General features: G+C 63.4%; 16 protein-coding genes and 3 pseudogenes. 9 read left to right on the top strand and 10 right to left on the bottom strand.

The annotated features are described in order from the left end of the window. Positions 1-41 precede the first annotated feature (41 nt). The 3 genes and pseudogenes from shiA to ABIE53_RS24650 all read left to right on the top strand — a co-directional run bounded on the left by shiA (position 42) and on the right by ABIE53_RS24650 (position 3,274). Positions 42-1,358: a shikimate transporter gene (gene shiA, locus ABIE53_RS24660; protein WP_192699386.1), complete on the top strand. Its 1,317-nt coding sequence runs from the start codon at positions 42-44 to the stop codon at positions 1,356-1,358. 371 nt (positions 1,359-1,729) lie between these two features. Next, positions 1,730-3,135, top strand: a pseudogene (locus ABIE53_RS24655) (L-lactate MFS transporter). Between the two features lie 10 nt (positions 3,136-3,145). Next, positions 3,146-3,274: an MFS transporter small subunit gene (locus ABIE53_RS24650; RefSeq protein ID WP_006049160.1), complete on the top strand. Its 129-nt coding sequence runs from the start codon at positions 3,146-3,148 to the stop codon at positions 3,272-3,274. A gap of 88 nt (positions 3,275-3,362) precedes the next feature. On the opposite strand, the gene ABIE53_RS24645 is transcribed toward ABIE53_RS24650, so the two are convergent. The 3 genes from ABIE53_RS24645 to ABIE53_RS24635 all read right to left on the bottom strand — a co-directional run bounded on the left by ABIE53_RS24645 (position 3,363) and on the right by ABIE53_RS24635 (position 8,557). Next, positions 3,363-6,221, bottom strand: a complete 2,859-nt coding sequence (locus ABIE53_RS24645; protein WP_192699387.1) for a YadA-like family protein — start codon at positions 6,219-6,221, stop codon at positions 3,363-3,365. Between the two features lie 408 nt (positions 6,222-6,629). Beyond that, the gene (locus ABIE53_RS24640) at positions 6,630-7,055 is read right to left on the bottom strand and encodes a DUF3830 family protein (protein ID WP_192699388.1); all 426 of its coding nucleotides are present in this window, start codon (positions 7,053-7,055) and stop codon (positions 6,630-6,632) included. Between the two features lie 578 nt (positions 7,056-7,633). Continuing rightward, on the bottom strand, positions 7,634-8,557 hold the full coding sequence (locus tag ABIE53_RS24635; RefSeq protein ID WP_107709039.1) for an AraC family transcriptional regulator: 924 nt from the start codon (positions 8,555-8,557) through the stop codon (positions 7,634-7,636). Positions 8,558-8,733: 176 nt separating this feature from the next. Between ABIE53_RS24635 and ABIE53_RS24630 the strand changes: the two genes are divergently transcribed. After that, positions 8,734-9,732, top strand: a complete 999-nt coding sequence (locus ABIE53_RS24630) for a helix-turn-helix transcriptional regulator (protein ID WP_006049156.1) — start codon at positions 8,734-8,736, stop codon at positions 9,730-9,732. A 114-nt stretch (positions 9,733-9,846) separates the two neighbouring features. Here the strand turns inward: ABIE53_RS24630 and ABIE53_RS24625 are convergent, their stop codons facing one another. Next, a complete protein-coding gene (locus ABIE53_RS24625) occupies positions 9,847-10,608 on the bottom strand; it encodes an ABC transporter permease (protein ID WP_006049155.1) in 762 nt (253 codons plus the stop codon). Beyond that, on the bottom strand, positions 10,605-11,531 hold the full coding sequence (locus ABIE53_RS24620) for an ABC transporter ATP-binding protein (protein WP_006049154.1): 927 nt from the start codon (positions 11,529-11,531) through the stop codon (positions 10,605-10,607). Before ABIE53_RS24620 ends, ABIE53_RS24625 begins: the two co-directional genes overlap by 4 nt. Positions 11,532-11,934: 403 nt before the next feature. Between ABIE53_RS24620 and ABIE53_RS24615 the strand changes: the two genes are divergently transcribed. Continuing rightward, a complete protein-coding gene (locus ABIE53_RS24615) occupies positions 11,935-12,351 on the top strand; it encodes a hypothetical protein (RefSeq protein ID WP_181324929.1) in 417 nt (138 codons plus the stop codon). Between the two features lie 221 nt (positions 12,352-12,572). On the opposite strand, the gene ABIE53_RS24610 is transcribed toward ABIE53_RS24615, so the two are convergent. Together ABIE53_RS24610 and ABIE53_RS24605 are read right to left on the bottom strand one after the other, a co-directional pair. Further along, complete coding sequence (locus ABIE53_RS24610) at positions 12,573-14,270, bottom strand: tannase/feruloyl esterase family alpha/beta hydrolase (protein ID WP_192699471.1); 1,698 nt, start codon at positions 14,268-14,270, stop codon at positions 12,573-12,575. A 2-nt stretch (positions 14,271-14,272) separates the two neighbouring features. Next, on the bottom strand, positions 14,273-15,373 hold the full coding sequence (locus tag ABIE53_RS24605; RefSeq protein ID WP_192699389.1) for an OpgC domain-containing protein: 1,101 nt from the start codon (positions 15,371-15,373) through the stop codon (positions 14,273-14,275). 65 nt (positions 15,374-15,438) lie between these two features. Between ABIE53_RS24605 and ABIE53_RS24600 the strand changes: the two genes are divergently transcribed. From ABIE53_RS24600 to ABIE53_RS24590, 3 genes and pseudogenes are all read left to right on the top strand, one after another. Continuing rightward, the gene (locus ABIE53_RS24600; protein WP_192699390.1) at positions 15,439-15,705 is read left to right on the top strand and encodes a hypothetical protein; all 267 of its coding nucleotides are present in this window, start codon (positions 15,439-15,441) and stop codon (positions 15,703-15,705) included. Positions 15,706-15,881: 176 nt separating this feature from the next. Next, positions 15,882-17,058: pseudogene (locus ABIE53_RS24595) on the top strand (acyltransferase family protein). A gap of 75 nt (positions 17,059-17,133) precedes the next feature. Beyond that, positions 17,134-17,391: a hypothetical protein gene (locus tag ABIE53_RS24590; RefSeq protein ID WP_029966536.1), complete on the top strand. Its 258-nt coding sequence runs from the start codon at positions 17,134-17,136 to the stop codon at positions 17,389-17,391. Positions 17,392-17,412: 21 nt separating this feature from the next. Here ABIE53_RS24590 and ABIE53_RS24585 read toward each other — a convergent pair. Then, positions 17,413-19,331, bottom strand: a pseudogene (locus ABIE53_RS24585) (AAA family ATPase). A 505-nt stretch (positions 19,332-19,836) separates the two neighbouring features. Here ABIE53_RS24585 and ABIE53_RS24580 point away from each other — a divergent pair. Further along, on the top strand, positions 19,837-20,460 hold the full coding sequence (locus ABIE53_RS24580; protein WP_192699393.1) for an ABC transporter ATP-binding protein: 624 nt from the start codon (positions 19,837-19,839) through the stop codon (positions 20,458-20,460). Positions 20,461-20,488: 28 nt separating this feature from the next. Here ABIE53_RS24580 and ABIE53_RS24575 read toward each other — a convergent pair whose 3' ends face one another. Continuing rightward, complete coding sequence (locus ABIE53_RS24575; RefSeq protein ID WP_192699394.1) at positions 20,489-21,496, bottom strand: zinc-dependent alcohol dehydrogenase family protein; 1,008 nt, start codon at positions 21,494-21,496, stop codon at positions 20,489-20,491. 156 nt (positions 21,497-21,652) lie between these two features. Continuing rightward, the gene (locus tag ABIE53_RS24570) at positions 21,653-23,242 is read right to left on the bottom strand and encodes a tetratricopeptide repeat-containing glycosyltransferase family protein (RefSeq protein ID WP_192699395.1); all 1,590 of its coding nucleotides are present in this window, start codon (positions 23,240-23,242) and stop codon (positions 21,653-21,655) included. Positions 23,243-23,445 lie beyond the last annotated feature (203 nt).

The raw sequence follows: 23,445 nt of genomic DNA, 5'->3' as shown, positions 1-23,445 counted from the left end.
CCGGTCACGCAGTAGTCCAAGAATCTCACGGAGACCCCGTCATGAGCACCACTCTCTCGCCGGCCGCCACAGCCGACAACCGCATCGCCCGCAGCCGGGCACGCAAAGCCGCGCTGGGCAGCTTCGTCGGCGCAGTCGTCGACTGGTACGACTTTCTGCTGTACGGGATTGTCGCGGCGCTCGTCTTTAACGCGGAGTTCTTTCCGAAAGTGAGCCCGGCAATGGGCACGCTTGCGGCCTTCGCGACATTCGGCGTCGGCTTTCTGTTCCGGCCGCTCGGCGGCTTCGTGTTCGGCCATTTCGGCGACCGGCTCGGCCGCATGCGCATGCTCGTGCTGACCGTGATGATGATGGGTCTCTCCACCGCGGCCATCGGCCTGCTGCCGTCGTTCGCGACTATCGGCTGGCTCGCGCCGGTGCTGCTCGTCACGCTGCGCGCGATCCAGGGCTTCGCGGTCGGCGGCGAATGGGGCGGTGCGGCGTTGATGGCGGTCGAAAGCGCGCCCGAGAAAAAAAAGGCGTTCTACAGCAGCGGCGTCCAGGTCGGCTACGGCGTGGGCCTCGTGCTGGCGACGGGGCTGGTCGCGCTGATCAGCCGTTCGATGGATAACGCGTCGTTCATGAGCTGGGGCTGGCGCCTGCCCTTCCTCTTCAGCGTAGTGCTGGTGCTGATCGCGATGTGGATCCGCTCGAGTATGGAAGAGTCGCAGGAATTCGTCGAAAAAGTCGGCGCGCACGGCGAGCGCCGCGTGCGGCTGCCGATCGTCGAAGCGCTGCTGCGTCACCCGAAAGCGTTCCTGCTGATCATCGCGCTGCGCCTCGCCGAACTGTTCACGATGTATATCGTGACCGCCTTCGCGCTCAATTACTCGACGGCGAACCTGCACATGCCGCGTGAGTTCTTCCTGACCATCGGTCTGCTGGTCGGCGCGGTGAGTTGCGTGACGATTCCGCTTTTCGCGATGCTCGCCGACCGCTTCGGCCGCCGCCGCGTGTACATGATCGGCGCGCTCGTCGGTATGTTCAGCGCCGTGCCGTTCTTCCTGGCCCTTGAAGCACGCTCGACGGTATGGATCGTGGTTTTCGCCGTGATGCTCGCGAACATCGCGCACGACATGGTGGTCAGCGTGCAGCAGCCGATGTTCACCGAACTCTTCGGCACCGAGTACCGCTACAGCGGCGCGGGCGTCGGCTATCAGGTGGCGAGCGTGGTGGGCGGCGGCTTCACGCCGTTCATCGCCGTTGCGCTCGTGAGCTTTGCCGGCGGTTCGTGGCATCCCGTGGCCGGCTATCTGGCGATCGGCTGCCTGATTTCTGTGCTCGTGGCCGCAAAAATGAAGACCGGGCGCAGCGTTTGAACGGTTGATCGCGGTTCGAAGAGGCCGGCGTGGCGTTGCAGCCACCGCCGGCCTTTTTTGCTTTGAAGGCGCGGTTCTGGCCGCACGCCAAGTTGCGCCAGACCCGACATCTGGGACCCACTGCCGCGATCCGGCAGATGCGCGTCGCATTTCCTCGGGCAATGCCTTATGCATTTCTATCTCATATTGCCAACCTAGGTCCGCCGCCCTATCGTTCGACCAGGCAAGCTCCATCCGGGACTTGCGCACGTTCATATGAAGCCCAGCCGCATATATGAGCGCCCCATCGGGTAGCAATTCTCACGCCGAAGCACTAAAGGATTCGGTCTGATGCGCCGATAACAAAGACTTCGCTTTCCGGGAGACCGACCATGAGCAGCATGACCGAGCCACAGCACAATTCAGGCTCCGCACCATTTTTTTCGAAAGAAGCCACCATCGCGAAACCGGGGTTCTCGCGCTGGATGGTTCCTCCCGCGGCACTCGCCGTCCATCTCTGTATCGGCCAGGCGTACGCGTTCTCCGTGTTCAACGGCCCGTTGACCAAGGTGATCGGCATCACGCAATCCGCGCCCGATGACTGGTCGCTGACTTCCCTTGGCTGGATTTTCTCGCTGGCGATCGTGTTCCTCGGTTTGTCGGCGGCGTTCGCGGGCAAGTGGCTCGAGCACGTCGGCCCGCGCCGCACCATGTTCACCGCGGCCTGCTGCTTCGGCGGCGGCTTCCTGATTTCCGCGCTGGGCGTCTACTTCCACCAGATCGCGTTGCTGTATCTCGGCTACGGCGTGATCGGCGGAATCTCGGGCTCGGCCTCGGCTATGTGTCGCCGGTGTCGACGCTGATCCGCTGGTTTCCGGACCGCCGCGGCATGGCGACCGGCATGGCGATCATGGGCTTCGGCGGCGGCGCGATGATTGCCGCGCCGCTGTCCGTCGCGCTGATGAACCACTTCAAGAGCGCGACGAGCATCGGCGTGGCCGAGACGTTCATCGTGCTCGGCATCGTCTATTTCATTTCGATGTCGATCGGCGCGTTGGCCATTCGCGTGCCGCCGACGGACTGGAAACCGGCAGGCTGGACGCCGCCCGCGACCTCGCAGCAAAAGATGATCACGCGTAACCACGTGCACATCGACCAGGCGCTGAAGACGCCGCAGTTCTATCTGATCTGGCTCGTGCTGTTCCTGAACGTGACGGCTGGCATCGGCATTCTCGGCCAGGCTTCGGTGATGATCCAGGAGAGCTTCAAAGGCACCGTGACGGCTGCCGCCGCTGCGGGTTTCGTCGGCCTGCTGTCGCTGTTCAACATGGGCGGGCGCTTCGTGTGGGCATCGGCGTCGGACTGGATCGGCCGTAAGAACACCTACTTCATCTTCTTCGCGCTTGGCGCCGTGCTGTATTTCCTCGTGCCGAGCTTCGCCGCGTCCGGCCAGATGGCACTCTTCGTGCTGGCGTACTGCATCATCCTCACGATGTACGGCGGCGGCTTTGCGACGGTGCCCGCGTATCTCGCGGACATGTTCGGCACGGCGTTTGTCGGCGGCATTCACGGACGCCTGCTGACCGCATGGGCCGCGGCCGGCGTGGCGGGTCCGGTGCTCGTGAACTACATCCGCGCGTACGAAGTCGCGCACGGTGTCGCGAAAGCCGACGCCTACACGATGACGGTTCACATCATGGCCGTGCTGCTGGTGGTCGGCTTCATCTGCAATCTGTTGGTCAAGCGTGTGGACGACAAGCATCACATGACCGACGCACAAGTCGCCAAAGGCGCATAAGGAGACTCGCATGTCGACCATTGAACCCGTGCACCCGACCAACAAGGTCAAGATCGCCGTCTTCTGGCTGTACGTGATGATCCCGCTCGCGTGGGGCGTGTTCAACACGCTATCGCAAGCGATGAAGCTGTTCCAGTAAGCGTACCCGCGCCCCGCCGCCCGCACCGCGGGGCGCGCGGGGCGCCTTCGATTTGCCGCCGGCAGTTCTCGCCGGCTGGCTTCCCTTGCTACCACTGATAAGCGGCGCCGGCGCCGACCGCCGTGGTCACCGAACTTATGCCCGCGCTCAGCTTCACCTTGAAGTTCTGCGCGACGCGCGCCGACAGCCCCACGGCCACCGCCTGATAACCCATGTAACCCGCCGTGCCTACGCCGATGGCGAGGTTCTTCGTCGCGTCGACTTCGGGGACCATGGTCATTGCCATCGCGGACGCCGTTCCCGCATACGCACGCCGCGCCAGATCGCCCATGCCGCCCTGGAACTGCTGCATGTTGACGGCGTCGCCGGGCGCCTGGCCTGCGGCGAGGTTCGTGATGCGGCGCTCGTTACCCGACGAGCCGACGGAAACCGTGTTCGGCTGATCCGCGACCGAACCTTCGCCCAGCGCGACGGTGTTCGCCGCCGACGCTTTCGCTCCGCCGCCGACCGCCACAGAACCGTTGCCGGTTGCCTGCGGCGCGCTCGCGGAACTGTTCACGGCCGTATAGCCGTTGCCGCTCGTCGCATAGTTTCTGACGGTCTGGTCGATGCTGCTGATCTGCTGATTGGTTTGCCAGAGCTGCGCGCCGGTTACCGCATCGCTGCTGGTTGCCGATACTTCGCCGTTCTTCAGGTTGGTCAACTGCACGGCCGGCGCATTCGCCGCCGTGCCGCCGAGCGTCATCTTGTCGTGCGCGGAACTGTCGTACTGAACGGCATTCGCCACCGTTCCGTTGATGCGGCCAACCGTGTTCTGCAGACCCGCAATGTCGTTGCTGTTTTGCGTGACGCGGCCGTCGAGATTGCCGAGCGCGCCGCCGACGTTGTTGATGACCTGCCCGCCCACCTTGTACGAAGGCGCGCTGACCGAGCCGTCCGCGTTCACCGTCGAGCCGCCGCCGAGCGCCGTCGCCGTGCTCGCGGCTTGCGCGAACAGTTGCGAGCCGTTGACCGCGTCGGTGCTCGCCGCGTTGAGCGAGCCGCGTCCGACGCCGGTGACGACGCGGTTGCCCTGCGTGCCCGCCACATTGATCGCCCGGCCGTCGGTCGAGGCGCCGATCTTGATGACGCGCGAAGACGGGTCTTGCGTCACCATGCCGGCGCCGCCCTGCTGGACGTTCTGCTGCAGTGTGCTGAGCCCGCTGTCGAGCGAATCGAGCGCGTCGCCGACGTTCTTCTGCGTGCCGCCTTGCACGTGATACGACGGGCCGGTCACGGAGCCGTCGATATTGACCTGCGCGCCGCCGCCAAGCCCGGCGACCACCGGCCTCAACTGCGCAAAGTTGACCGCGGACGTGTCGGCCAGGCCCGCCGCGACGCCGGTCAATTGACGCGCGCCACTCGTGCCCGCGAAGTCCACGCGCGCGCCGCCTGCATCTTGCCCGACGCTAATGACGCGCGAGGTCAGGTCCTGCTGAACCAGCCCGATCTCGCCGTTCGTGATCTGCTTCGCGACGTTCGTCACGTTGCCCTCGAGCGCTGTAGTGCGCGTGTCGAGGCCGGCGATTTTCGTCGTGTTGACGCTCACGCGCTGGTCGAGATTCGAAATGTCGCTCGCGTTGCTGCCGACGCGCCGATCCAGGCTTGCAATGTTGTCGCCGTTTTGCGCCACCGCCTGATTGGTCGCGAACAGCTGGCCGCCGTTCACCGCGTCCAGGCTGTCGCTGTCCAGCCTCGTGGCGCGTACGTTGGTCACGCGGACCGGCGCGCCGGCGTTGCCGAGCGTCAGGGTGTCGTGCGCGGCGGAGTCGTACTGGACGGAGTCCGCCGTGGCCGCTGCAATCGCCTTCGCGCTTGCTGCGGCACTCGCCGTGGTGCTGGTTGTCACGCTCGTGTTGACGGCCGCCGCGAGCGCCGAGCCGACGTCGCCAAACGTGTTTCCGCCGATGGTGTAAAGCGGCGGCTTGACCGTGCCGTCCGCTTTGACCGCCGCCTGGCCGCCGAGCGCGGCCGCCACGCTCGCGGCATTGCCGTAAAGCTGCGCGCCGTTGACCGCGTCGCTGCTGGACGCGTCGATCGCGCCGCGCGCGAGCCCTGTAAGCGTGCGGTTGCCGTTCAGGCCGGCCACGTTCATCCGGATACCCGTCGACGACGGCGCGATCAGAATGTCGCGCGTTCCGAGGTCCTGCTTGACGAGACCGATGCTGCCCGACACGACTTGCGACTGCAGCGTGGCGATGCCGGTATCGAGCGAACTCAGCGCGCCGCCGACGGTGGTTTGCGTGCCCGACTGCATGTAGTACCGCGGGCCGACGGTCGAGCCGCTCGCGCTCACCGACGCGCCGCCGCCGAGCGTCGACACGACTTCCTTAAGCTGCGTAACGTTGACCGCCGATTGAGCAGTCGTCCCCGCCGCGACGCCGCGCAGTTCGCGCGGGCCGCCGGTTCCGGTGAAGTCCACGGACGCGCCATCGGTGCCCGCGCCAATGCTCAGATTGCGCGTGCCCAGGTCCTGCCGCGCGAGTCCTGTCTGACCGCTTTCGATGTTGCCCGCGAGGTCCGAGATGCTTGCCGCGTTCTGCGAGACGGCATCGTTCGTGGCGTGCAGTTGCGCGCCCGTTACCGCGTCCGTGCTGTAGGCGTTGAGCGCGCCTTGGGCGACGTTCGTCACTCTGACCGGTGTGCCCGCATTGCCGAGCGTCGCGCTGTCGTGCGCGTCGCTATCGTAGAACAGCGCGTCGGCGACATTCGGGCAGCCGGAGGGCGCGCACTCCTGGGCGCCGGCCGGTTGCGCGAACACCAGCGCGCCGAGCAAGCCCGCCGCCGCGGCGGCCAGCGCCCAGCATACCGAAGCGCACTTCGCACCCCCGCTTTTCGTGACTTCCGATGCGGCCACATAGACGCGCCTCGCTTCATTCCATACCGCTTTATAGGTCTTGTTCAACATTCCTCCTATTCTTTTTATTTACTGTCTCTTGCCGAGACTTTTCTTATGCCATCCTAAGTATTTGATCGACTAAACAGACTCAGGACGCACTGCGCTTTTACTTGGCCAACAAGGCTGGAGCGACGAGTGTGCAACCGCGTCCGCGGTTCGCGAATACGATTAATCCTAAAAGCGATTTTTTAGCTTTAATTAGCTAAATGGCATAGTGCGATTCAGACGAAAACTGCCAAAGCTCTTAATTCCAAATGCGGACGATTAAGCGTTTTTAGTCGAATGCTGAGAGTGGCCGAGAACCGGCATGGAGGAAATGCGAGCCCGTCGATGCCGGCTCGCAATCAAAGCATGAACGCGCGACGCAGACGCCGCGCGTGCAACTTGCATGGGCGTCCGAAAAACGCCCGGCGATGCTCAGATCTTTTCGAACAGCACGTCTTGCGCGCCTTCCCACAAAACCTGGACGCCGACTTCGCGCAGCTTCTCCTTACCTTCGACGATGGTCAGGAAGTGGTTGCCCGCGAGCTGTCCCATCTTGCTCGCGAAGCAGCACGAGCCGTAGGCGATCAGAATTTCGGTTTCGCTATAGCCGCCCGGATAAAACAGAATGTCGCCGACCGACGGATGGCTCGTGTGATTTTCGAAGCCGACCGCCGCGCCGTCGTTCTCGAGCTTGAATTCGCCGAGCGGCACCCAGCAGCCTTCGCCGCTCCAGCGTACGTGGATGATCTTCTGCCGGTACGGCAACAGCTTCAGGAAAGCGGCCACGGTTTGCGGCGCGTCGGGGTTCGTTTCGGCGATAAAGACATGGCCGCAGGAGGTGATTCGAAGTCGGGTCATCGCTTGATATCCGGTATGACGGTGAATGTTGGATGAAGTGGTCGGTCAGACGCGGCTCGGGCCAAGCCGTGGGCTGGTCATTCTGTCGTGCCGTGCAAGGGTTCGACAGATACAGTTCGCGCGGGCCCGGTCAGGCCAGTTCGACCGCAAGCGCCACGCGCCAATCGGACCGTGCGTGAGTCGACATAGCATGGCCATGCCAGCTTTGCAGGTTGTCGCGCCACGAAAGTTCGTAGTTTGCAAGCCGCGCAATGCACAGCACACTTCGAAAGGTGCGTGATTCCTACAGACGGCTTCCAGCTTCGCTTCTTCCTGCGTGGCGCAGTCCGGCCGGCCGCCAAACCAAGCGCGAACGAAAGGCGCAGCGCCGCCATGCATCGGAGGGCACCGCTCGCAGCGGCGAGCGCAGCGGACGCCGTCCATCACCGGCTGTTGCCGCTGTTGCCTAGTGTTGCCGGCCGTTGCCGGCCCTTGTCCAATAACCTGTCTGAGGCTGAACTGGCCATTTTGCTGGTCGGCTGCTTGTCCGTTGCTGATCGCTTACCGGCGCAAGCGTTGGCTGCCGCACGGTCCGCACGTCAGCCGCGCAACCGGTAAGCCAGCGGCGTCACGCCGTAATCACGCTTGAACTGCACGGAGAAATGACTGGCATTCTCGTAACCAACCGCAATTGAGATCTGCTGCACGGTCTGATCGGTCGAACGCAAGAGCCTGGCCGCTTCTTCGAGTCGCAAGCGCGTCACGTATTGATGCGGCGTTTCGCCGGTTTCGCGGCGGAACACGCGAGCAAAGTGGAAGCTGCTTAAGCCGGCCTGCGCGGCAAGTTCGCCGATGGTCAGGTCGGCACTGAGATTCGCCCGGATGTAATCGGTTACACGCCGGATGCGGCGCGGCACCAGCCGTTCGGGTTGATCTAAGCGCGCCGTGCCCGCTTCCCGGCCGCGCGAATAATGTTGAAGAAGATGCGCGGCGAGCGCGTGAACCAGCGCATCGACATACAGGCGCGAGTCGGCCGGATCACTGGCGGCGCGATGCAATGCAGAAAGCATCGCGGCAACCAGCGGATCATGAAACCGCATCGCGTCGCCGAGCGACAGTTCGCGGCACGACCCGCCAAGCTCCATCTGATCTGCGACGCTGTCGATCAGACTGCGCTCGATATGTAAATGGACGGTCGACAGCGGCTCATCGCTGATCGAACGCCAGCGCCAGGAAATCGGCGCGGGCGGCACATACCAGAGTTCGCCCACTCGCAGTTCGGCGCTTTCCCAGCGCCCGTTCAGATTGCGCTCGAGATGCTCGGCGCCGCTTGCCAGCGTCATCAGCGTGAGGTCCTGCAGGCCGGGCGCTTCCAGCAGTTCCTGCTCGTCCGGCTCGAGATAGGAGCGCAACACCAGATGCCGCCACGGGCGATCCACGCTCGACACCAGTTTCTGGCCCGCCATGTAGCGGTCGTAGGCAAGCGTCGTTGTCAGCTTTGGAATTCGTGTCTTCACGTCCATTCCCAAGGAGGTGCCGTATGCAAAAGAGAGAAACCCGTCAAACCCGCGTGGCCGGTCGGCTGTCAGCGCAAGATCGCAAAAATGATAGCAAGGAACCGGCTACCGTAATTTTTGGAAATAGCTAATCATTCAGGTTGTCGTCTTTCACGCGTTTCGAACGCCGGAGCTACCGTTTCATGGAACACGAATGCGATACGCTGCCGCATTGGCTGACCGGTTCGCCGCAGGGCGAAGCCGGCCATGCGTCGGCAGCATACAACCCAGCGGTCACCGCACAACCGGCCTACCCGGCCGGTACGCGGCAGGCCGCGAAGTCAGCCCACGCGGCTGAAGCATCGATCGTATCTGGCCGCGCGGCAACAGGCGCGGCGCCCGCAGGCTTCCTCACGCTGTTCACCGAGGAAGAGATCGGCACGCCCGCGCCGGCCGCGCGGCGCGCGCCGGTCATCAGTCCGCTGGTGCGTTTCGGCAGTGCGCAGGACCGCATCGAATTCGTGCGGCAGCGCATCAGGCAACTGGGCTTCAACTCGTTCAGCTATACGGCCACGCGCACGTCGGCGCATCGCAAGACCATGTTCGTGCTGACAAGCTACGAGTCGCAAAGCTGGCTCACGCGCTATTTCCGCGAGCGTTATTTCGAGCTCGATCCGCGCGTGGCGCTCGCATCGCCGACCGGCATGCCGTTCCTCTGGAACACGGTCGACATGCGCGCCGATCTGCCGCGTGCGCAAATGCGCAGCGAGCGGCTCGGCGGGCTGATCGACATGCTGGAGGCAACCGGGCGCAAGAGCGGCATTCTCACGCAGATGCCGCTGCCCGAGCCGGAACTGAGCGCGAGCCTGTGCTTTAACTCGGAGATCGCCAATCCGCGCTGGATGACCGAATCGATCGTGGCCGAAACGCTGATGTTCGCGCACACGATTCATGAGTTCATCTGGACGCACGCGAAGAGCGTGATCGGCATGACGCCCGCGCAGCAGCATCGCGTGACATTGAGCGAGTTGCAGCACGCAGTGCTGAAGGCGGTGGTTCAGGGGCAGCGCGACAAGGAAATCGCGTATTTCCTCGGGCTGTCGCCGCACAATGTGGACTACCATCTGCGCCGCTTGCGGCAGTTGTTCAATGTGCGCAATCGCGTGCAACTGATCAACGTCGCGAAGGCTTACGTGTCGTAGCCGCGGGTAGTACGCGGAGTACGCACGGAGCACGCACGTAGTGCAGGCAGGCCACGAAAACGGCGTGGCGGCTTCCCGCCGCCACGCCGTTTTTTTAATTCGTGCGCTTTGCGCCTAACTCTTCAACCGGTAGCCCGTCTTGAAGATCCACGCAACGATCGCAAGAAACACCGCGAGAAAGAGCGCCGTCATGGCGAGGCTTATTTCGACGTTGACATCCGCGAGACCGTAGAAGCTCCAGCGGAATCCGCTCACCAGATAGACGATCGGATTGAACAGCGTCACGATCTTCCAGAACGGCGGCAGCATGTTCACCGCATAGAAGCTCCCGCCGAGGAACGTCAGCGGCGTGATGATCAGCAGCGGCACGAGTTGCAGTTTCTCGAAGCTATCCGCCCAGATGCCGATGATGAACCCGAGCAGACTGAACGTGACCGCGGTCAGCACGAGAAACAGGATCATCCAGAACGGATGCTGCACTTGCAGCGGCACGAACAGGCCCGCGGTGGCGAGAATGATGAGCCCGAGCAGGATCGACTTGGTGGCCGCCGCGCCCACATAACTCACGACGATCTCGAGATACGACACGGGCGCGGACAACAACTCGTAGATGGTGCCGGTAAAGCGCGGAAAGTAAATGCCGAACGACGCGTTCGAAATACTTTGCGACAGCAGCGACAACATGATCAACCCCGGCACGATGAACGCGCCGTAGCTGATGCCGTCCACTTCCTTGATACGCGAGCCGATGGCCGCGCCGAACACGACAAAGTAAAGCGACGTGGAAATCACCGGCGCGATGATGCTTTGCATCAGCGTGCGCCAGGTGCGCGCCATCTCGAACTTGTAGATCGCGCGAATGGCGTAGATGTTCATTGATTACCTCGAAGCAGGCTCACGAAGATGTCTTCAAGCGAACTCTGCGTGGTGTGCAGGTCCTTGAAACGGATGCTGGCGTCGTCGAGCGCCTTGAGCAGCGCGATGATGTCCGTGCGGCCGCCGTCGCCTTCATACGTGTAGATCAGTTCGTTGCCGCCTTTGGCGACATCGAGCCCGTAGCCGGCGAGCGCGGGCGGCAGTGCGTCGAGCGGGCTCTCCAGTTGCAGCGTCAATTGCTTCTTGCCGAGCTTGCGCATGAGTTCGGTCTTCTCTTCGACGAGCATGATCTCCCCGCCGTTGATCACGCCGATGCGGTCCGCCATTTCCTCCGCTTCGTCGATGTAGTGCGTGGTCAGGATGATCGTCACGCCGCTTGCCGCCAGCGAACGCACGAGCTTCCACATATCGCGGCGCAATTCGACGTCGACACCGGCCGTGGGTTCGTCGAGGAACAGCACGCGAGGTTCGTGCGACAGCGCCTTCGCGATCAGCACGCGCCGCTTCATGCCGCCCGACAGCGTAATGATCTTGCTATTGCGCTTTTCCCACAGCGACAGATCGCGCAGCACCTTCTCGATATGCGCGGGATTCTTCGGCTTGCCGAACAGGCCGCGGCTGAACGAGACGGTCGCCCAGACGGTTTCGAACGAATCGGTGGTGAGTTCCTGCGGCACGAGGCCGATCAGCGAGCGCGCGCCGCGATAGTCGGCGGCGATATCGCGGCCGTCCACCATCACGCTGCCTTCGCTAGCGTTGACAATGCCGCAGATGATGCTGATGAGCGTGGTCTTGCCCGCCCCGTTTGGCCCCAGGAGGGCAAAGATTTCTCCGCGGTTGATCCCGAGGTTGATGTTTTTGAGCGCCTGAAAACCGCTTGCATAGGTTTTCGACAGATTCGTGACTGAGACGATTGGCTGCATGGATTCGACGATGGCAGACACCGTTGTTTAAGTGGATGAAATGACGCGCAAGCGCGGCCGCACCCGCAATGTAATGGAAACTGCGAAAGCCTGCAGCGCAACGGATCGAAGTCTACGGGAAGTCGCGTACCGCCGAACTCATCGCCGAGCCGTTTCGCTGCAGCGCAAGATAGTTCGGTTTCCGTAACGATATGGGCGCGATGCGCGTCGTCTCCCGCAGCGTTCCCCGATCGCCCAGCAGACTCCCGCCGCCACCGTCCCGGGAACGCCGCGTGCTCGATTTCAGCCGTGCTGCTGCGCCCGTGCGCGTCGCGCCGGCATCCAAGGCACAGTGCTTGCGGCAGTTTGTTCATGTGAGTGCAAGGCGCTCGCGTGACATCAATCGACTCTATGGAGATGAACCATGAAACGCTTTACCAAAACGATTTTTGCTTCAGCGCTCGTAATGGCACTCTCGGGCGGAGCCTTTGCACAAGCGGGCGGCGGTGCCGGTGCCGGCGGTAGCGGCGGCATGGGCGGCGGTGGTGCGGCAGCGGGTGCGGGCGGCTCGGGCGGCGGTAACGGCGTGGGCGCCGGCGGCGGCACGACGGGCGGCGCGGGCGGCACCGCGGCGCCAGGCGTCGGCCCCGGCACGATGAAGCACCCCGGCGATTCCGGCTATGGCTCGCCGGGCGTGACCGGCACCGGCGGCGGCATGGGCACGGGCACCGGCGCATCGCCGAACAGCGCAACCACGAACCGTTCGAATAGCGGCAGCATGAGCAACGGTACCCGCAGCGGCACGAGCGGTACTAACGGTACGATGCAGAACGGGCAGTAATCACGTTAAGGGAAGACTCGCGCTCGGGCCGGGGCAGTCGTATGAATTCGAGGCCCTGATTTAAGAGCGCGAGGAAAGATGGACGGCGGCGCCGCTTGACGGCATCGCCGTCCATTTGTTTTTTCACCCGCAATCAGAGCGCTTGCAATGCTCCAGCGTCGATGGTGGATTTTGCAACGGCTCCAATGTAAAGAAGTCGCGCTTCGCTTTACGGCTCGCCGTCACGGCTCCGCGCATACGAAGCTGCTCGCGAGATTCACATTGCCCTTGCCCGCGTAACGCGGAAACGTCGGATAGCGGCACAACGGTCGCGAGCGTCCATTGGTTGCGGCGGCGATGTCGGTGGCGATCAACGTTTCCGGCGATGCGCCGCGCGTGACCCAGCTATCGAGCGCGCCAAGCAGATCCACCGACGGCACGAACGCGCCGCTGCCATGCTGAAACCCCGGCACCATGTACAGACGCATGAAACGGTTGACCTCGTCCACACCGTAACGATCGACGAGCGCCTGACGGTAGGCAATCGTCTGATTGGGGCTGATGACTTCGTCCGCGAGACCTTGCAGCGTGATGAGCTTGCCGCCGCGCGCCATGTAGCGCGCGAGGTCCGTGTTCATTGCGCCGATGGTCTGCGACAGCGCGATCAATTGCGTGCGATATTTGCCGGGACGTTGCGGGTCGAACTTCAGCGAGTCGAAGTCCGCGTCGTGTGCAACGAAGTAACGCACATAGCCGTCGCCCTGCGCAAACAGGTAACCGTTGGCGAAGAATCTCGGCGTCGGGAGCCGCTCCGCCTGGTGCCCGAGGCCCAGCGAACCGGCGAAATACGTGCCCTGAAAAACGTTGTAACCGCGATAGCCGCCGACGTTCCAGGCGAGCTTGTACGGCAGCGACAAACCATCGCGCAGCACCATCAACGTAGCGAGTTGCGGCTCGTTGACGCATTCGTCGCGTGAGAATGTGTGCCCCGCGCAACGCAACGAATCGACGATCTCCGCTTCATGCTCCCGGCATGCGGCGACGTCGCTCACGATGCCGTCGGCGGCGCCGTCGAGCCGGTCGCAAACCGCAAGCGTTCGTCGATACACATGATCCAGCAGCAGCGGTGGAATGAAGCCGCCCGGCGTCGCATATTCGGCCTGGCCGACCTTCACGCCGATGAGCCGCACGCCGGAAAAATTGAGTGCCGGCGAATTGGCGATCACGCCGTCGTAGTCGTCGGGAAAGCGCTGCATCACCGTGTAGCCTTCGCGGCCGCCCGTCGAGCCGCCGGCGAAATACATGCGCTGCGGCGGCCGCCCATAAGCGCGCGCGATCAACGCAAGCGCGGCGTCGTGTGTCTTCTTCAGATGCGCGTAGCCGAAGTTCGTCACGGCTTCGTCGACGAGACCGAACACCGCCAACGACGAATCGCCCACATGCCCGGAATCGTCGCCGAACGTCGCATAGCCTTGCGCAAGCGGCGCGCGATCCGGTGAAAACGGCATCACGCCGACGCCGCTCACCACCACGCCGTTATAGCCGCCGCCGCCCACTTGCAGCGCGCGGCCGTTCCAGTGGCGCGGCAGATTCAGGTCGAAGCGGATGTCGGGCGTGGTCGGCTTCGCCGCCTTGATGCGCCCGGTGATGCGGCAGTATTCGCCGCCCTGCTGATTGCCCGGCGCGGTCGCGCCGACCATCGACGCGCTCTCGATCTGCGCGCCCGCAGTCGGCAATGCGATGAGTTCCGGAGGCAAGACGGCGCCCGCGAATTCGGCGCAACGCATCGAAAGCGGCGCCTCCTTTTGCGCGGCGAGCACCGTACGCGAGCCGGGTCCGAACAGCACGCCGGCAAGCGTGGCCGCTATTGCGACCGAGATTGCTAATGCGCGTAGCCGCGAAGCTCGCGGAACAGCCGTGCGGCGCGAGCGCGCCCTCATCCTCAACGCGCCCCGCTCGCTGCCGCGCGCAGTTGCTGCCCTTTCCATCCGTGCCAGCCGCGCGCAAGAATCAGCAGTGCGCCGATCGCGACGACATCGCCGGCCAGCCCGATCAGCACGCCGCGAAAGCCATGAAACATGTGAGGCGTCGCCGTATCGACGATCAGGGACACGAGCGTGCCGCCGACAAAACACACGAGCCCCGTGCGCCCCACGGTAACGACAGCAGGCAGGCGCTGCGCAAGCCGCGCGATGCTGCCCAAGCGCACGAGCCGCGCGGCAAGCCATGCTATGACGATGAAATTGATCACGCGGTCCACGGAAAGATTCTGTTTAAGGGTGCCGGGCAAAGGCTGCGTCAGCACGGAAAGTTTAACCGCGGCAAACGCGAGCACGGCGGCGACGGCCGCCCACGTCAACCAGCGAGCGGCCTTCCCTGCATGAAAGCGCTCGCTGACCGGCGCCAGGCGGCACACGATGCCGAGCACGAACATCAGTTGCCACGCAAACGGATTAAAAGCCCAGTCGGCGATGTCGTCAATGCTTAGAAGCGCCGCAAGCGGCCGCGCGAGCCACCATACGGCGGCGCTCAGGGCCAGCGCCGCCACGCGCGAGCGCATGGCCAGCGGCACCATGGCCGGCACCAGCAGCGCGTAAAAGACGTACATCGGCAGCACGCTCGATAGATACGGCTGCCGGCGCAACACCGCGATTTCAAGCACCTGATGCAGCGGCTCCGCGGCGAAAGGCGACCAGCCGGTGAGTTCGATCATCGCGTGATTCAGATTGAGGAACGCGAGCACCGCGCCCGAAAGCAGCGTGAGCAGCGCCGTCAACAGATAGGCGCGGTAGATTTCCCAGCAACGCAGCACGAAGCGCAGATTAGCGGCCTTCTCGCCGCGCGTGGCGAGCACCGCCGTATAAGCCGCCGCCGACGCATAGCCGCCGAGAAACACGAACACTTCCGCCGAATCGCACAACGCGTACGCATGCAGCATCAGATGCGAAAGCGTGCTGCCCGGCATGTGATCGAGCACGATGACGATCAGCACGACCCCGCGAAAGAAGTCGACTTCGACGGAGCGTCCGCGGCGAATGTCCATTCGGTTCTCGCAGCAAGGTTATCCAGCAACACAGCACGATATAACGTTTGGGGCGGCGTCGTGCGATGAGTTCATGCACGCTGACAGGCAGCCTCCTGTTTGCAGTGGCGCGGTGGCAATCTGAAATCGCGCTGTCGGCAAGCGGTAATTGTGATTCAGGCGATTGGCGCGATTACGGCGATTCACGCAATTCAGAATTCGCGATGGAAATGGCATTCGATGCGCGGCAAGTTTTGCGGCTTTCACAGCTATTTGCGAATGCACCGGTAATTGCCGCCGAAAAAAATCCGCGCATTGCGGTGTGCGATTTTTTTCGCTTTTTTTCATCGTAGGATGGTTTCATGCACGACCGTCGGAGTTCGCGCGTCCCGCTCGAACGATGCTCCGCACGGCGGCCACTCATGTGGACCGGATACGCCTGCCCGGTCATTCACGCGGCACCGGTCCTTCCATTACCGACCTGAACGGTTCGCGCACGCGCACCGCCTTCGCATTGGAAGACACTCACATGAACAAAAGAATTGCCGGCTTCGACGGACTGCGCGCCATTGCAGTCCTGATGGTCTTTCTTCAGCACCGGCTATTCGGCGACATCGGCGAAATAGGCCATCTCGGCGTATGGATCTTCTTTGCGCTGAGCGGCTTTCTGATTATCGGCATTCTCTCGGCACAACGGCTTCGCATCGAAGAAAACGGCAGCGGGTTCGTCGTGGAGCTGAAGCGTTTTCTGTTTCGCCGCACGTTGCGCATCTTCCCGACTTATTACCTGATGCTGACCGTGATGTGCGTGCTGATGCTCTTCGGCATCGCGAGTCCGGAACTGGCGAGCGGCATGCCGTTTCATTTCGCTTATCTGTCGAACTTCTGGATCGGCTCAGTGTTGCATTACTGGCCAGGGCGCTACTCGCATTTGTGGAGTCTCGCGATCGAGGAGCAGTTCTATGTCGTCGTCGCGCCGCTGCTGTTGCTGCTTGCCGCGCGCCGCCATTTCGTCGCGTGCGTGATGATCGCGGCGACGGGACTCGTTGCGCTCTTCGCGATGCGCGCCGGGCATTGGCAGGAGATCACGATCTACACGCATCCGTTGAGCAACTTCTGGCTATTGGCGCTCGGCGGAATGGGCGGCCTGATGGTCGCCGGCAACGCAGCCGGTGTGCGTGCGTGGCTCGGCCACGGCGCCACGCTGTTTGCGTTGAGCGTTTGTCTCGTGGGCTTTTGCGCGAGCGAGCCGGTGTGGAGCGAGTTGCACGATCCGCTGCTGTTCACCGTCGTCAATGCCGTGTACGGTACGGGTATGCATCGCGGCGCTCGTGTGTTCGATTGCATGCTGCCGCAATGCGGTCGTCGTGGGTCTGCTGGAAGCGCGCTGGCTCGCGGGGCTCGGGCGGATCAGCTACGGCTTCTATCTGTATCACAACCTGATTCCCGACCTGACCCGCAACCATCGCGCGCAGGCGTTGTTCGGCGGTGCGGTGCCGCTGTGGGCGCATACGCTGGGAATTGCGGCGTCGTTCGGCATCTCGCTCGGGCTCGCGCTGCTGTCATGGCGGCTGATCGAGGAGCCGATTCTTCGATTGAAGACGCGGGGGGTTTCGGTGGATAACGCAAAGTCTGCAGCGCCGCAGCACGATAAACGCGGCGCGCGCGTGCTGACAGACGATGATGCGGCTTCCGAGGTCGCTTGAGGTTGTCGAAGTCGACCCCTTGGGCACGCGCATTGCTGCCTGCCTGTCGTGACTGCAATCAACTGGAGATGCGCCGTGGCCACTCAGCCCGATAGCCCGAACGAGCACGACCAGAAGCCAGACGAAACAAAAGACCCCGGCGGTCCACCCACCGAGGTCTCAAAGCCTATCGGCGATGCAATCCCGACGCCGGTCGAACCGGGGCTTGATCAGCCGCTGCCCGAGAAAGGCGAAACGCCGCCATCGGATGACGACGAAGCGAAGCGCGACCCTTTGGGCGAAACGGAGACGCCTCCGGGCGTTCCGCCGCCGGGGCCATCCGACTTCGCCTAGCGCGCGTCGGCTTATCCGCCTTTACGCGGCTTCCGGCTCAGGCTCCTGCTCGTGCACGATCTTCAGCGTGCTTTTATGCTCCCTGATCAGCCGATACACCGTCTCGCCAGGCACCGTTTCGTGCTCGAGAAGTTCGTCGGCGATAGCGCGCAGCACCGGCTCGTACGCATGCAGCAGGCCATAGCACTGCTCGTTCAATTCCTTCAGCAGCACGTTCGCCTGCTCGATCGCGCTCTTCATCTGAAGACCCGCGTATTGCGAAGGCAACGCGGCGAGGCTGAACAGATTGCCGTCGCTGTTAAAGCCGAACTTGGACACCATGTCGAGGCCGATGCGCGAAGCCTCCTGCAAATCTGAAGCCGCTCCGCTCGACGCTTCGGAGAACGCTAGAATTTCCGCGTTGCGCCCGCCGAGCAGCACCTTGATCTCGTTGCGGATCTCGGTCTCGCGGTACAGATGCTTGTCCTGCGCCTTGGTGATCAGCGCCACGCCGAGCGCGCCGCCACGCGGCAAAATCGTGACTTCTTCGAGTACGCCTGTGCCGAGCAGCGCGGCCACGAGACCATGCCCCGCTTCGTGCACGGCGATGCGCGTGCGTTCGTCTTCGGTCAGCGCGCGCTCGGCGCCGCTCACGTCGCCGATACGCGCAATCTTGATCGCCTCGATGAAATGCTTCGCCGCGATTTCCGTGTCGCCGGCCTTGCGCGCGACGAGCCCCGCCTGGTTCACGACCATCGCGACGGTCGCGGGTGACAGGCCCGTGGTCAGACGCGCGAGCTGATCGTAGTCGATGTCCGCCGCTTTCGATTTCAGCTTCTCCGCATAGAAGCGGAAAATCTTCGCGCGGTCTTCGCGATCCGGCAGGCGAACCTGCACCGTGCGATCGAAACGGCCCGGCCGGCGCAATGCTTCGTCGAGATTGTCGGGATGGTTCGTGGCCGCGACGATGATCACGCCTTCGTTCGAAGCGAAACCGTCCATTTCCGCGAGCAACTGATTGATGATGCGGTTGCTCTCGGCTTCGACAGGGCCGCCGCCTGTGTCGGTGCGCTTCGCGAGGCCGTCGGCTTCGTCGATGAAGATCACCGTCGGCGCATTCTTGCGCGCCATTTCGAACAGGTGCTTGACCTTCTGGATGCCGACGCCGTAATACTTCGCGCTGAAATAGCTGCCGGTGATCGAGATGAAGTTCGCGCCGCATTCGCCGGCGAGCGCCTGCGCAAGCCGCGTCTTGCCGACGCCTGGACCGCCCACCATCAGAATGCCGCACGGCGCGCGCACACCCATCGACGTGAATTGCTTCGGGCTCGACAGATAACCGCGGATGTCCGCGAGCGCCGCCTTCGCTTCGTTCGCGCCGATCACGTCGTCGAAGCGCAGCGTGGGCGCCTTCGTCAACAGCGACGCGCCGCCGCGCATTTCGCGGCGCATGAACCACACCATGCCGCCGATCAGCAGTAGCGGCAGAAGCAGGCTGATTACGTCGCGCGTCTGGTCGAACACCTGAAGCCAGCGCGAGCCGCCCGTGCGAATGTCTGCGTCGGGCAACCACACGAGCTGATAGGAAGCGGCGTCGCCGGTTTTAGGTTCGCCAAGCAGCAGCGCATGCGAGAACGTCGCGTTGTGGTCGGTCACGAAGTACTTCGAACCGTCGCGCTTCGACACGAGAATCGCACTCGGACTCACGCCGATCGCCGCAACGTTCGCGTCATGAATGTCGCGCAGCATTTGCGACGCGTCTTTCTCCTCGCGCGTCCACGCGGACGTATCGTGTGCCGCATCTGACTCGCGACGCCGGTTAGCGCGGGCGCAACCTGCGCCGAGCGCTGCTGGTAATGCCACAAACTGAATGCGAGCACGAATGCAATGAGCGCGGCCACAGCCGCCACGGTGATTTTGCGCGCACGTCTTTTCTCAAGCGAGTTCTTTCCCGGCTTCATGAGTCACTTCCAAAAACAGGCCCGAGCGAGCCCTAATACATGTCAAATCAGAGGATGAGCGGTTGGGAGAGGAATCGGCTTTCGCGACGCCACGCCTGCCCGGAAGAGAGGATGCCCAACCATGCATCCCTTTTACCAGTCGCGTACGAGCCAGTATGCCGTGCGGCTGCTTCTTCCAAATCGCAGAAAAGGCCTGTTTCTACCGCCTATCCCGCCGTTTGATGAAGGCGGAATATAGGGCGCAAGCCGCGCATGAGATGCGGTAGAAAACTGCTCCGGCGCACAGTTTAGCAGCGTAAAAAAGGCCGTGTATTCTGTAGACCTATCATTTTCAACCCGCCCTATTTTTTGTCATGCGCTGTCGAGCGGCGATCGGTCAGTTGTTCCTGATTATTCGTTTCTGGACCGCGCGCATTTTTTTGTTAGGCTTCGCCATTCTTCATGCTTGATCCCGCAGACGACGACATCGCCTTGCGCGGCAAGCACATTCAACACGCCACAACTTATGCTTCGATTCGAAAACCTCAGCAAGCGCTATAACGACCGCATCGTTTTCGCGGGACTGCATCACGACTCCGCCGCCGGTTGCGTCGCGCTCAACGACGAGTCGGGAAGCGGCAAATCCACCTTGCTCGCGATTCTCGCCGGCGCGCTCGCAGCCGATTCCGGCGATGTCTGGGTCGGTGGCCATTCGGTGAACGCGGCGCCCGTCGCCGCCAGGTCGCTTTTGACGTACGTGCCGGAGGATTGCATGCCGTCGCCCGATCCGGCCGGCCGCGAGTACTTGCAGCGCGTGGCCGCGGCGCGCAACGCGAGCGTCAGCGACGCCACGCTGACGCTCGCCGATCGTTTCGGGCTCACGCCGCATATGGACAAGCGCTTCGAACAGATGTCGTTCGGCACGCGCAAGAAGTTCTTTCTGACGTCGGCGATGCTCGGCGAAACCAGCGTGCTGATCGCCGACGAGCCCGTAGGTGGACTCGACGCCGCCGCGCGCGCCGTGCTGGTCGATCTCTTCACGACACTCGCCCAAACTCGCACGGTGTTTTTCTCGAGCTATGACGAGGCGTTCACTGAAGCCTGCGCGGCTAGCCGCATCACGTTTGCCGATCTCGCGCAGCGCGGCTAAACCTGGCGGCCCGTGCACCGCGCCGCGCTCAAATCGACACGCAGATCTTCCCGAAGTGCGCACCCGACGCCTCGTGCCTGAACGCATCCGCGAGTTGCGCGAGTTCGAACGTGCTGTCGATCACCGGCTTGATGCCCGTCACTTCGAGCGCGCGAACCATATCGCGCTGGTCCTGCCGGCTGCCGACGATCAAGCCTTGCAGCCGCTGTTGCCGCGCCATCAGCGCCGCGGTCGGCACGGGGCCGGCGCGACCCGTCAGCACGCCGATCAGCGCAATATGCCCGCCGATCCGGCACGCCGTGATCGACTGCGGCAACGTGCCCGGACCGCCCACTTCGATCACATGATCGACGCCTCGTCCGCCGGTCAGCGAGCGCACTTCCTTGCCCCATTCGGGATTGTCGCGGTAGTTGATCGTATGATCGGCGCCGAGCGCGCGCAGCTTCTCGAGCTTCGCATCCGATGAAGACGTCGCGATGACCGACGCGCCCATGGCTCTCGCAAGCTGCAAAGCGAAGATCGACACGCCGCCGGTGCCGAGCACGAGCACCGTGGCGCCCGCCTTCAACTGACCGTCGACCACGAGCGCCCGCCACGCGGTGAGCCCCGCGGTCGTCAGCGTCGCGGATTCGGCATGGCTATAACCCTGCGGCGCATGCGTGAAATACTGGCTCGGCAGCACGACGACTTCACGCGCATAGCCGTCGACGCCGTCGCCCGGTGTGGTCGTGAAATCGCCGATGGCGGGCGGGCCGTTCTCCCAGAACGGGAAGAAACATGACACCACGTGATCGCCGGCCTTGAATCCGTCGACGCCTGCGCCGACCGCCTCGACGACGCCCGCGCCGTCCGCCATCGGAATGCGCCCGGCCTCGGCGGGCAGCACGCCGCTGACGACGCCATAGTCATGGAAGTTCAACGAGCTCGCGTGAATGCGAACCCGAAGCTGGCCCGCGCCGGGCTGTCCAGGATCGCTGATATCGACGACCTGGAGACTATCGACGCTGGCGGGTGAACCAATCTTGACGGCTTTCATATCGCGGCTCCTTTAGGTTTTGTCAGGCGCTCGACGCGCGCCCTGCTTCGCCAAAGAATATCGCAAGCAGGTGTTGCATGTCGGCGAGCGCGGCATCGCGAACTGTGCGTTTATCTGTGTTCTACCGGGCCAACGTGAACGCGCGATGCCACCCCACTAGCGCACAAAAGAGCCGTAGGTCTTGCCCAGTTCATAACGACGCTTCAACTCGTCCGCGATACGCGCGATGACGTCCGTCCAATTGTCCCGCTCCGGCTGCGTGAAGATGCGCACGCCCGGATACCACGGACTGTCTTCGCGATCGCGCAGCCAGCGCCAGCAACCGGCGAAGCGATTGAGCAGCCAGACCGGCTTGCCCATCGCAGCGGCGAGATGCGCCACAGACGTATCGACGGAAATGACCAGATCGAGGTTGTCGATAATCGCCGCGGTGTCCGCGAAGTCCGCGACTTCATCCATCCAGTCGGTCAAGTACGGTTTCGTGGCGGCGCTCGGACGCTTCGCGAGGTCGTCGGTCTTTTGCAAGCTGATCCAGCGAAGCGGCGACGACGCGAACAATGGCGCCATTTGCGCCGAGCTCAGACTGCGTGCGCGGTCTTCGGTAAGCCCCGAGTGACCGCCCGCCCACACGACGCCGACGCGCGGCAGCCCTTGTTGCGGCAACGCGTCGAGTCTCGCGCGCCAGGTCGCGGAGCGCTGCGGGTCCGCGTACAGATACGCGTCGGCTGGAATGTTGTCGAGGCGCGTGCCGAACGCGCGCGGCAGCGACATCAACGGACATTGCCAGTCCCATTGGCTGATGTCCGGCATGACGTCGTCGAGCATCACGAGACCTGGCCAGCGGGCGCACAACGACTCTTCGTAAAGCCGCCGCAACGACGGCGGACAGATATAGCCCACCTGGGCAAAGCGTTCGAGCGCGAGCGGCAGATAACGCACGAATTGCAGGCTGTCGCCGTGGCCCTGCTCGGGCAACACCAGCAGACGCGCGCCGCTCGCGTTGAGACCATGCGCGCCGCCCACCGCGTCGGGGCGCTCGCCCTTCCATTGCGGCAACGGCAGTTGCGGCGCCTGCGACGCGGGCTGCCCGCGAGCATCGACGAAATTCGCGGTGCGCTCCTCGAAGTACGGCCACGCCTCTTCGTAGCGGCCTGCCGCGAGCAGCACCAGGCTGAGACTCGCGCGCGCACCGCGATTCGCGGGATCAAGCGCGATGGCTTGCCTGATATGCCGCTCCGCGTCGCTCAACGAGCCCAGATCCTTGACGACGACGCCGAGGTTCGCATGCGCCTGCGCGTAGTCCGGCTTCAGCTCGATCAAACGCCGATACACAGCCGCGGCCTCGTCGGCACGCCCTTGCAATTGCAGCGCCACGCCCAGGTAGTAGTGAAGCGGGAGCGAATCCGGCTGATGGACAAGTCCCGCCTTCGCGGTCTGTGCGATGCTCGCGAACATGCGCAGCTTGATCTGGACGAGGCACAGCATGTCGAAGAACGGCGGCTGCGGCTCGACTTCGATCGCGCGCTCGATCCAGCGCTGCGCCAACGGAAGCTGATCCGACGCGAGCGCCACCAGCCCACGCGCATAAAGAGCCCCGGCGTGCGTCGAATCGTGCATGATGATCCGGTCGAGCAGCGCCTGCGCCGTATCGAGCCGGCCTGCGACGCGCGCCTCCTCCGCCTCGTTGAACCAGAGCGAGATGACTTCAGACGAGACTTCAGATGACAGCGGAGTTGGGCTTTGCATGATCGCAAGAATGAGATTGCGTTGATGAACCGTGGAGGCGTTGCCCGGGCGCGGGCTGCGAACGCTGCGTTGCTGCGAGCTGCGTCGATTATCGATGCCCCGCGCGCGAGCTTGTGTAGGACCGTTCCGAATCGGACGCGCACATTGGCGTCAGCAATAAAGTAAAAACGCCGGGATACGGACTTGACCTTACCCCCGTGGGA

The sequence above is a fragment of the Paraburkholderia sp. OAS925 genome (assembly GCF_040543975.1).
In the GTDB taxonomy this organism is placed as follows: Bacteria; Pseudomonadota; Gammaproteobacteria; order Burkholderiales; family Burkholderiaceae; genus Paraburkholderia; species Paraburkholderia graminis.
This window is presented reverse-complemented; position numbering and strand designations above follow the sequence as displayed.

Coding starts and splice junctions, on each gene's coding strand:
- ABIE53_RS24600 (WP_192699390.1), top strand. CDS start 15,439: ATGAGTTCATGCACGCTGACAGGCAGCCTCCTGTTTGCAGTGGCGCGG.
- ABIE53_RS24650 (WP_006049160.1), top strand. CDS start 3,146: ATGTCGACCATTGAACCCGTGCACCCGACCAACAAGGTCAAGATCGCC.
- ABIE53_RS24615 (WP_181324929.1), top strand. CDS start 11,935: ATGAAACGCTTTACCAAAACGATTTTTGCTTCAGCGCTCGTAATGGCA.
- ABIE53_RS24610 (WP_192699471.1), bottom strand. CDS start 14,270: ATGAGGGCGCGCTCGCGCCGCACGGCTGTTCCGCGAGCTTCGCGGCTA.
- ABIE53_RS24625 (WP_006049155.1), bottom strand. CDS start 10,608: ATGAACATCTACGCCATTCGCGCGATCTACAAGTTCGAGATGGCGCGC.
- shiA (WP_192699386.1), top strand. CDS start 42: ATGAGCACCACTCTCTCGCCGGCCGCCACAGCCGACAACCGCATCGCC.
- ABIE53_RS24640 (WP_192699388.1), bottom strand. CDS start 7,055: ATGACCCGACTTCGAATCACCTCCTGCGGCCATGTCTTTATCGCCGAA.
- ABIE53_RS24605 (WP_192699389.1), bottom strand. CDS start 15,373: ATGGACATTCGCCGCGGACGCTCCGTCGAAGTCGACTTCTTTCGCGGG.
- ABIE53_RS24635 (WP_107709039.1), bottom strand. CDS start 8,557: ATGGACGTGAAGACACGAATTCCAAAGCTGACAACGACGCTTGCCTAC.
- ABIE53_RS24570 (WP_192699395.1), bottom strand. CDS start 23,242: ATGCAAAGCCCAACTCCGCTGTCATCTGAAGTCTCGTCTGAAGTCATC.
- ABIE53_RS24620 (WP_006049154.1), bottom strand. CDS start 11,531: ATGCAGCCAATCGTCTCAGTCACGAATCTGTCGAAAACCTATGCAAGC.
- ABIE53_RS24580 (WP_192699393.1), top strand. CDS start 19,837: ATGCTTCGATTCGAAAACCTCAGCAAGCGCTATAACGACCGCATCGTT.
- ABIE53_RS24630 (WP_006049156.1), top strand. CDS start 8,734: ATGGAACACGAATGCGATACGCTGCCGCATTGGCTGACCGGTTCGCCG.
- ABIE53_RS24645 (WP_192699387.1), bottom strand. CDS start 6,221: ATGTTGAACAAGACCTATAAAGCGGTATGGAATGAAGCGAGGCGCGTC.
- ABIE53_RS24575 (WP_192699394.1), bottom strand. CDS start 21,496: ATGAAAGCCGTCAAGATTGGTTCACCCGCCAGCGTCGATAGTCTCCAG.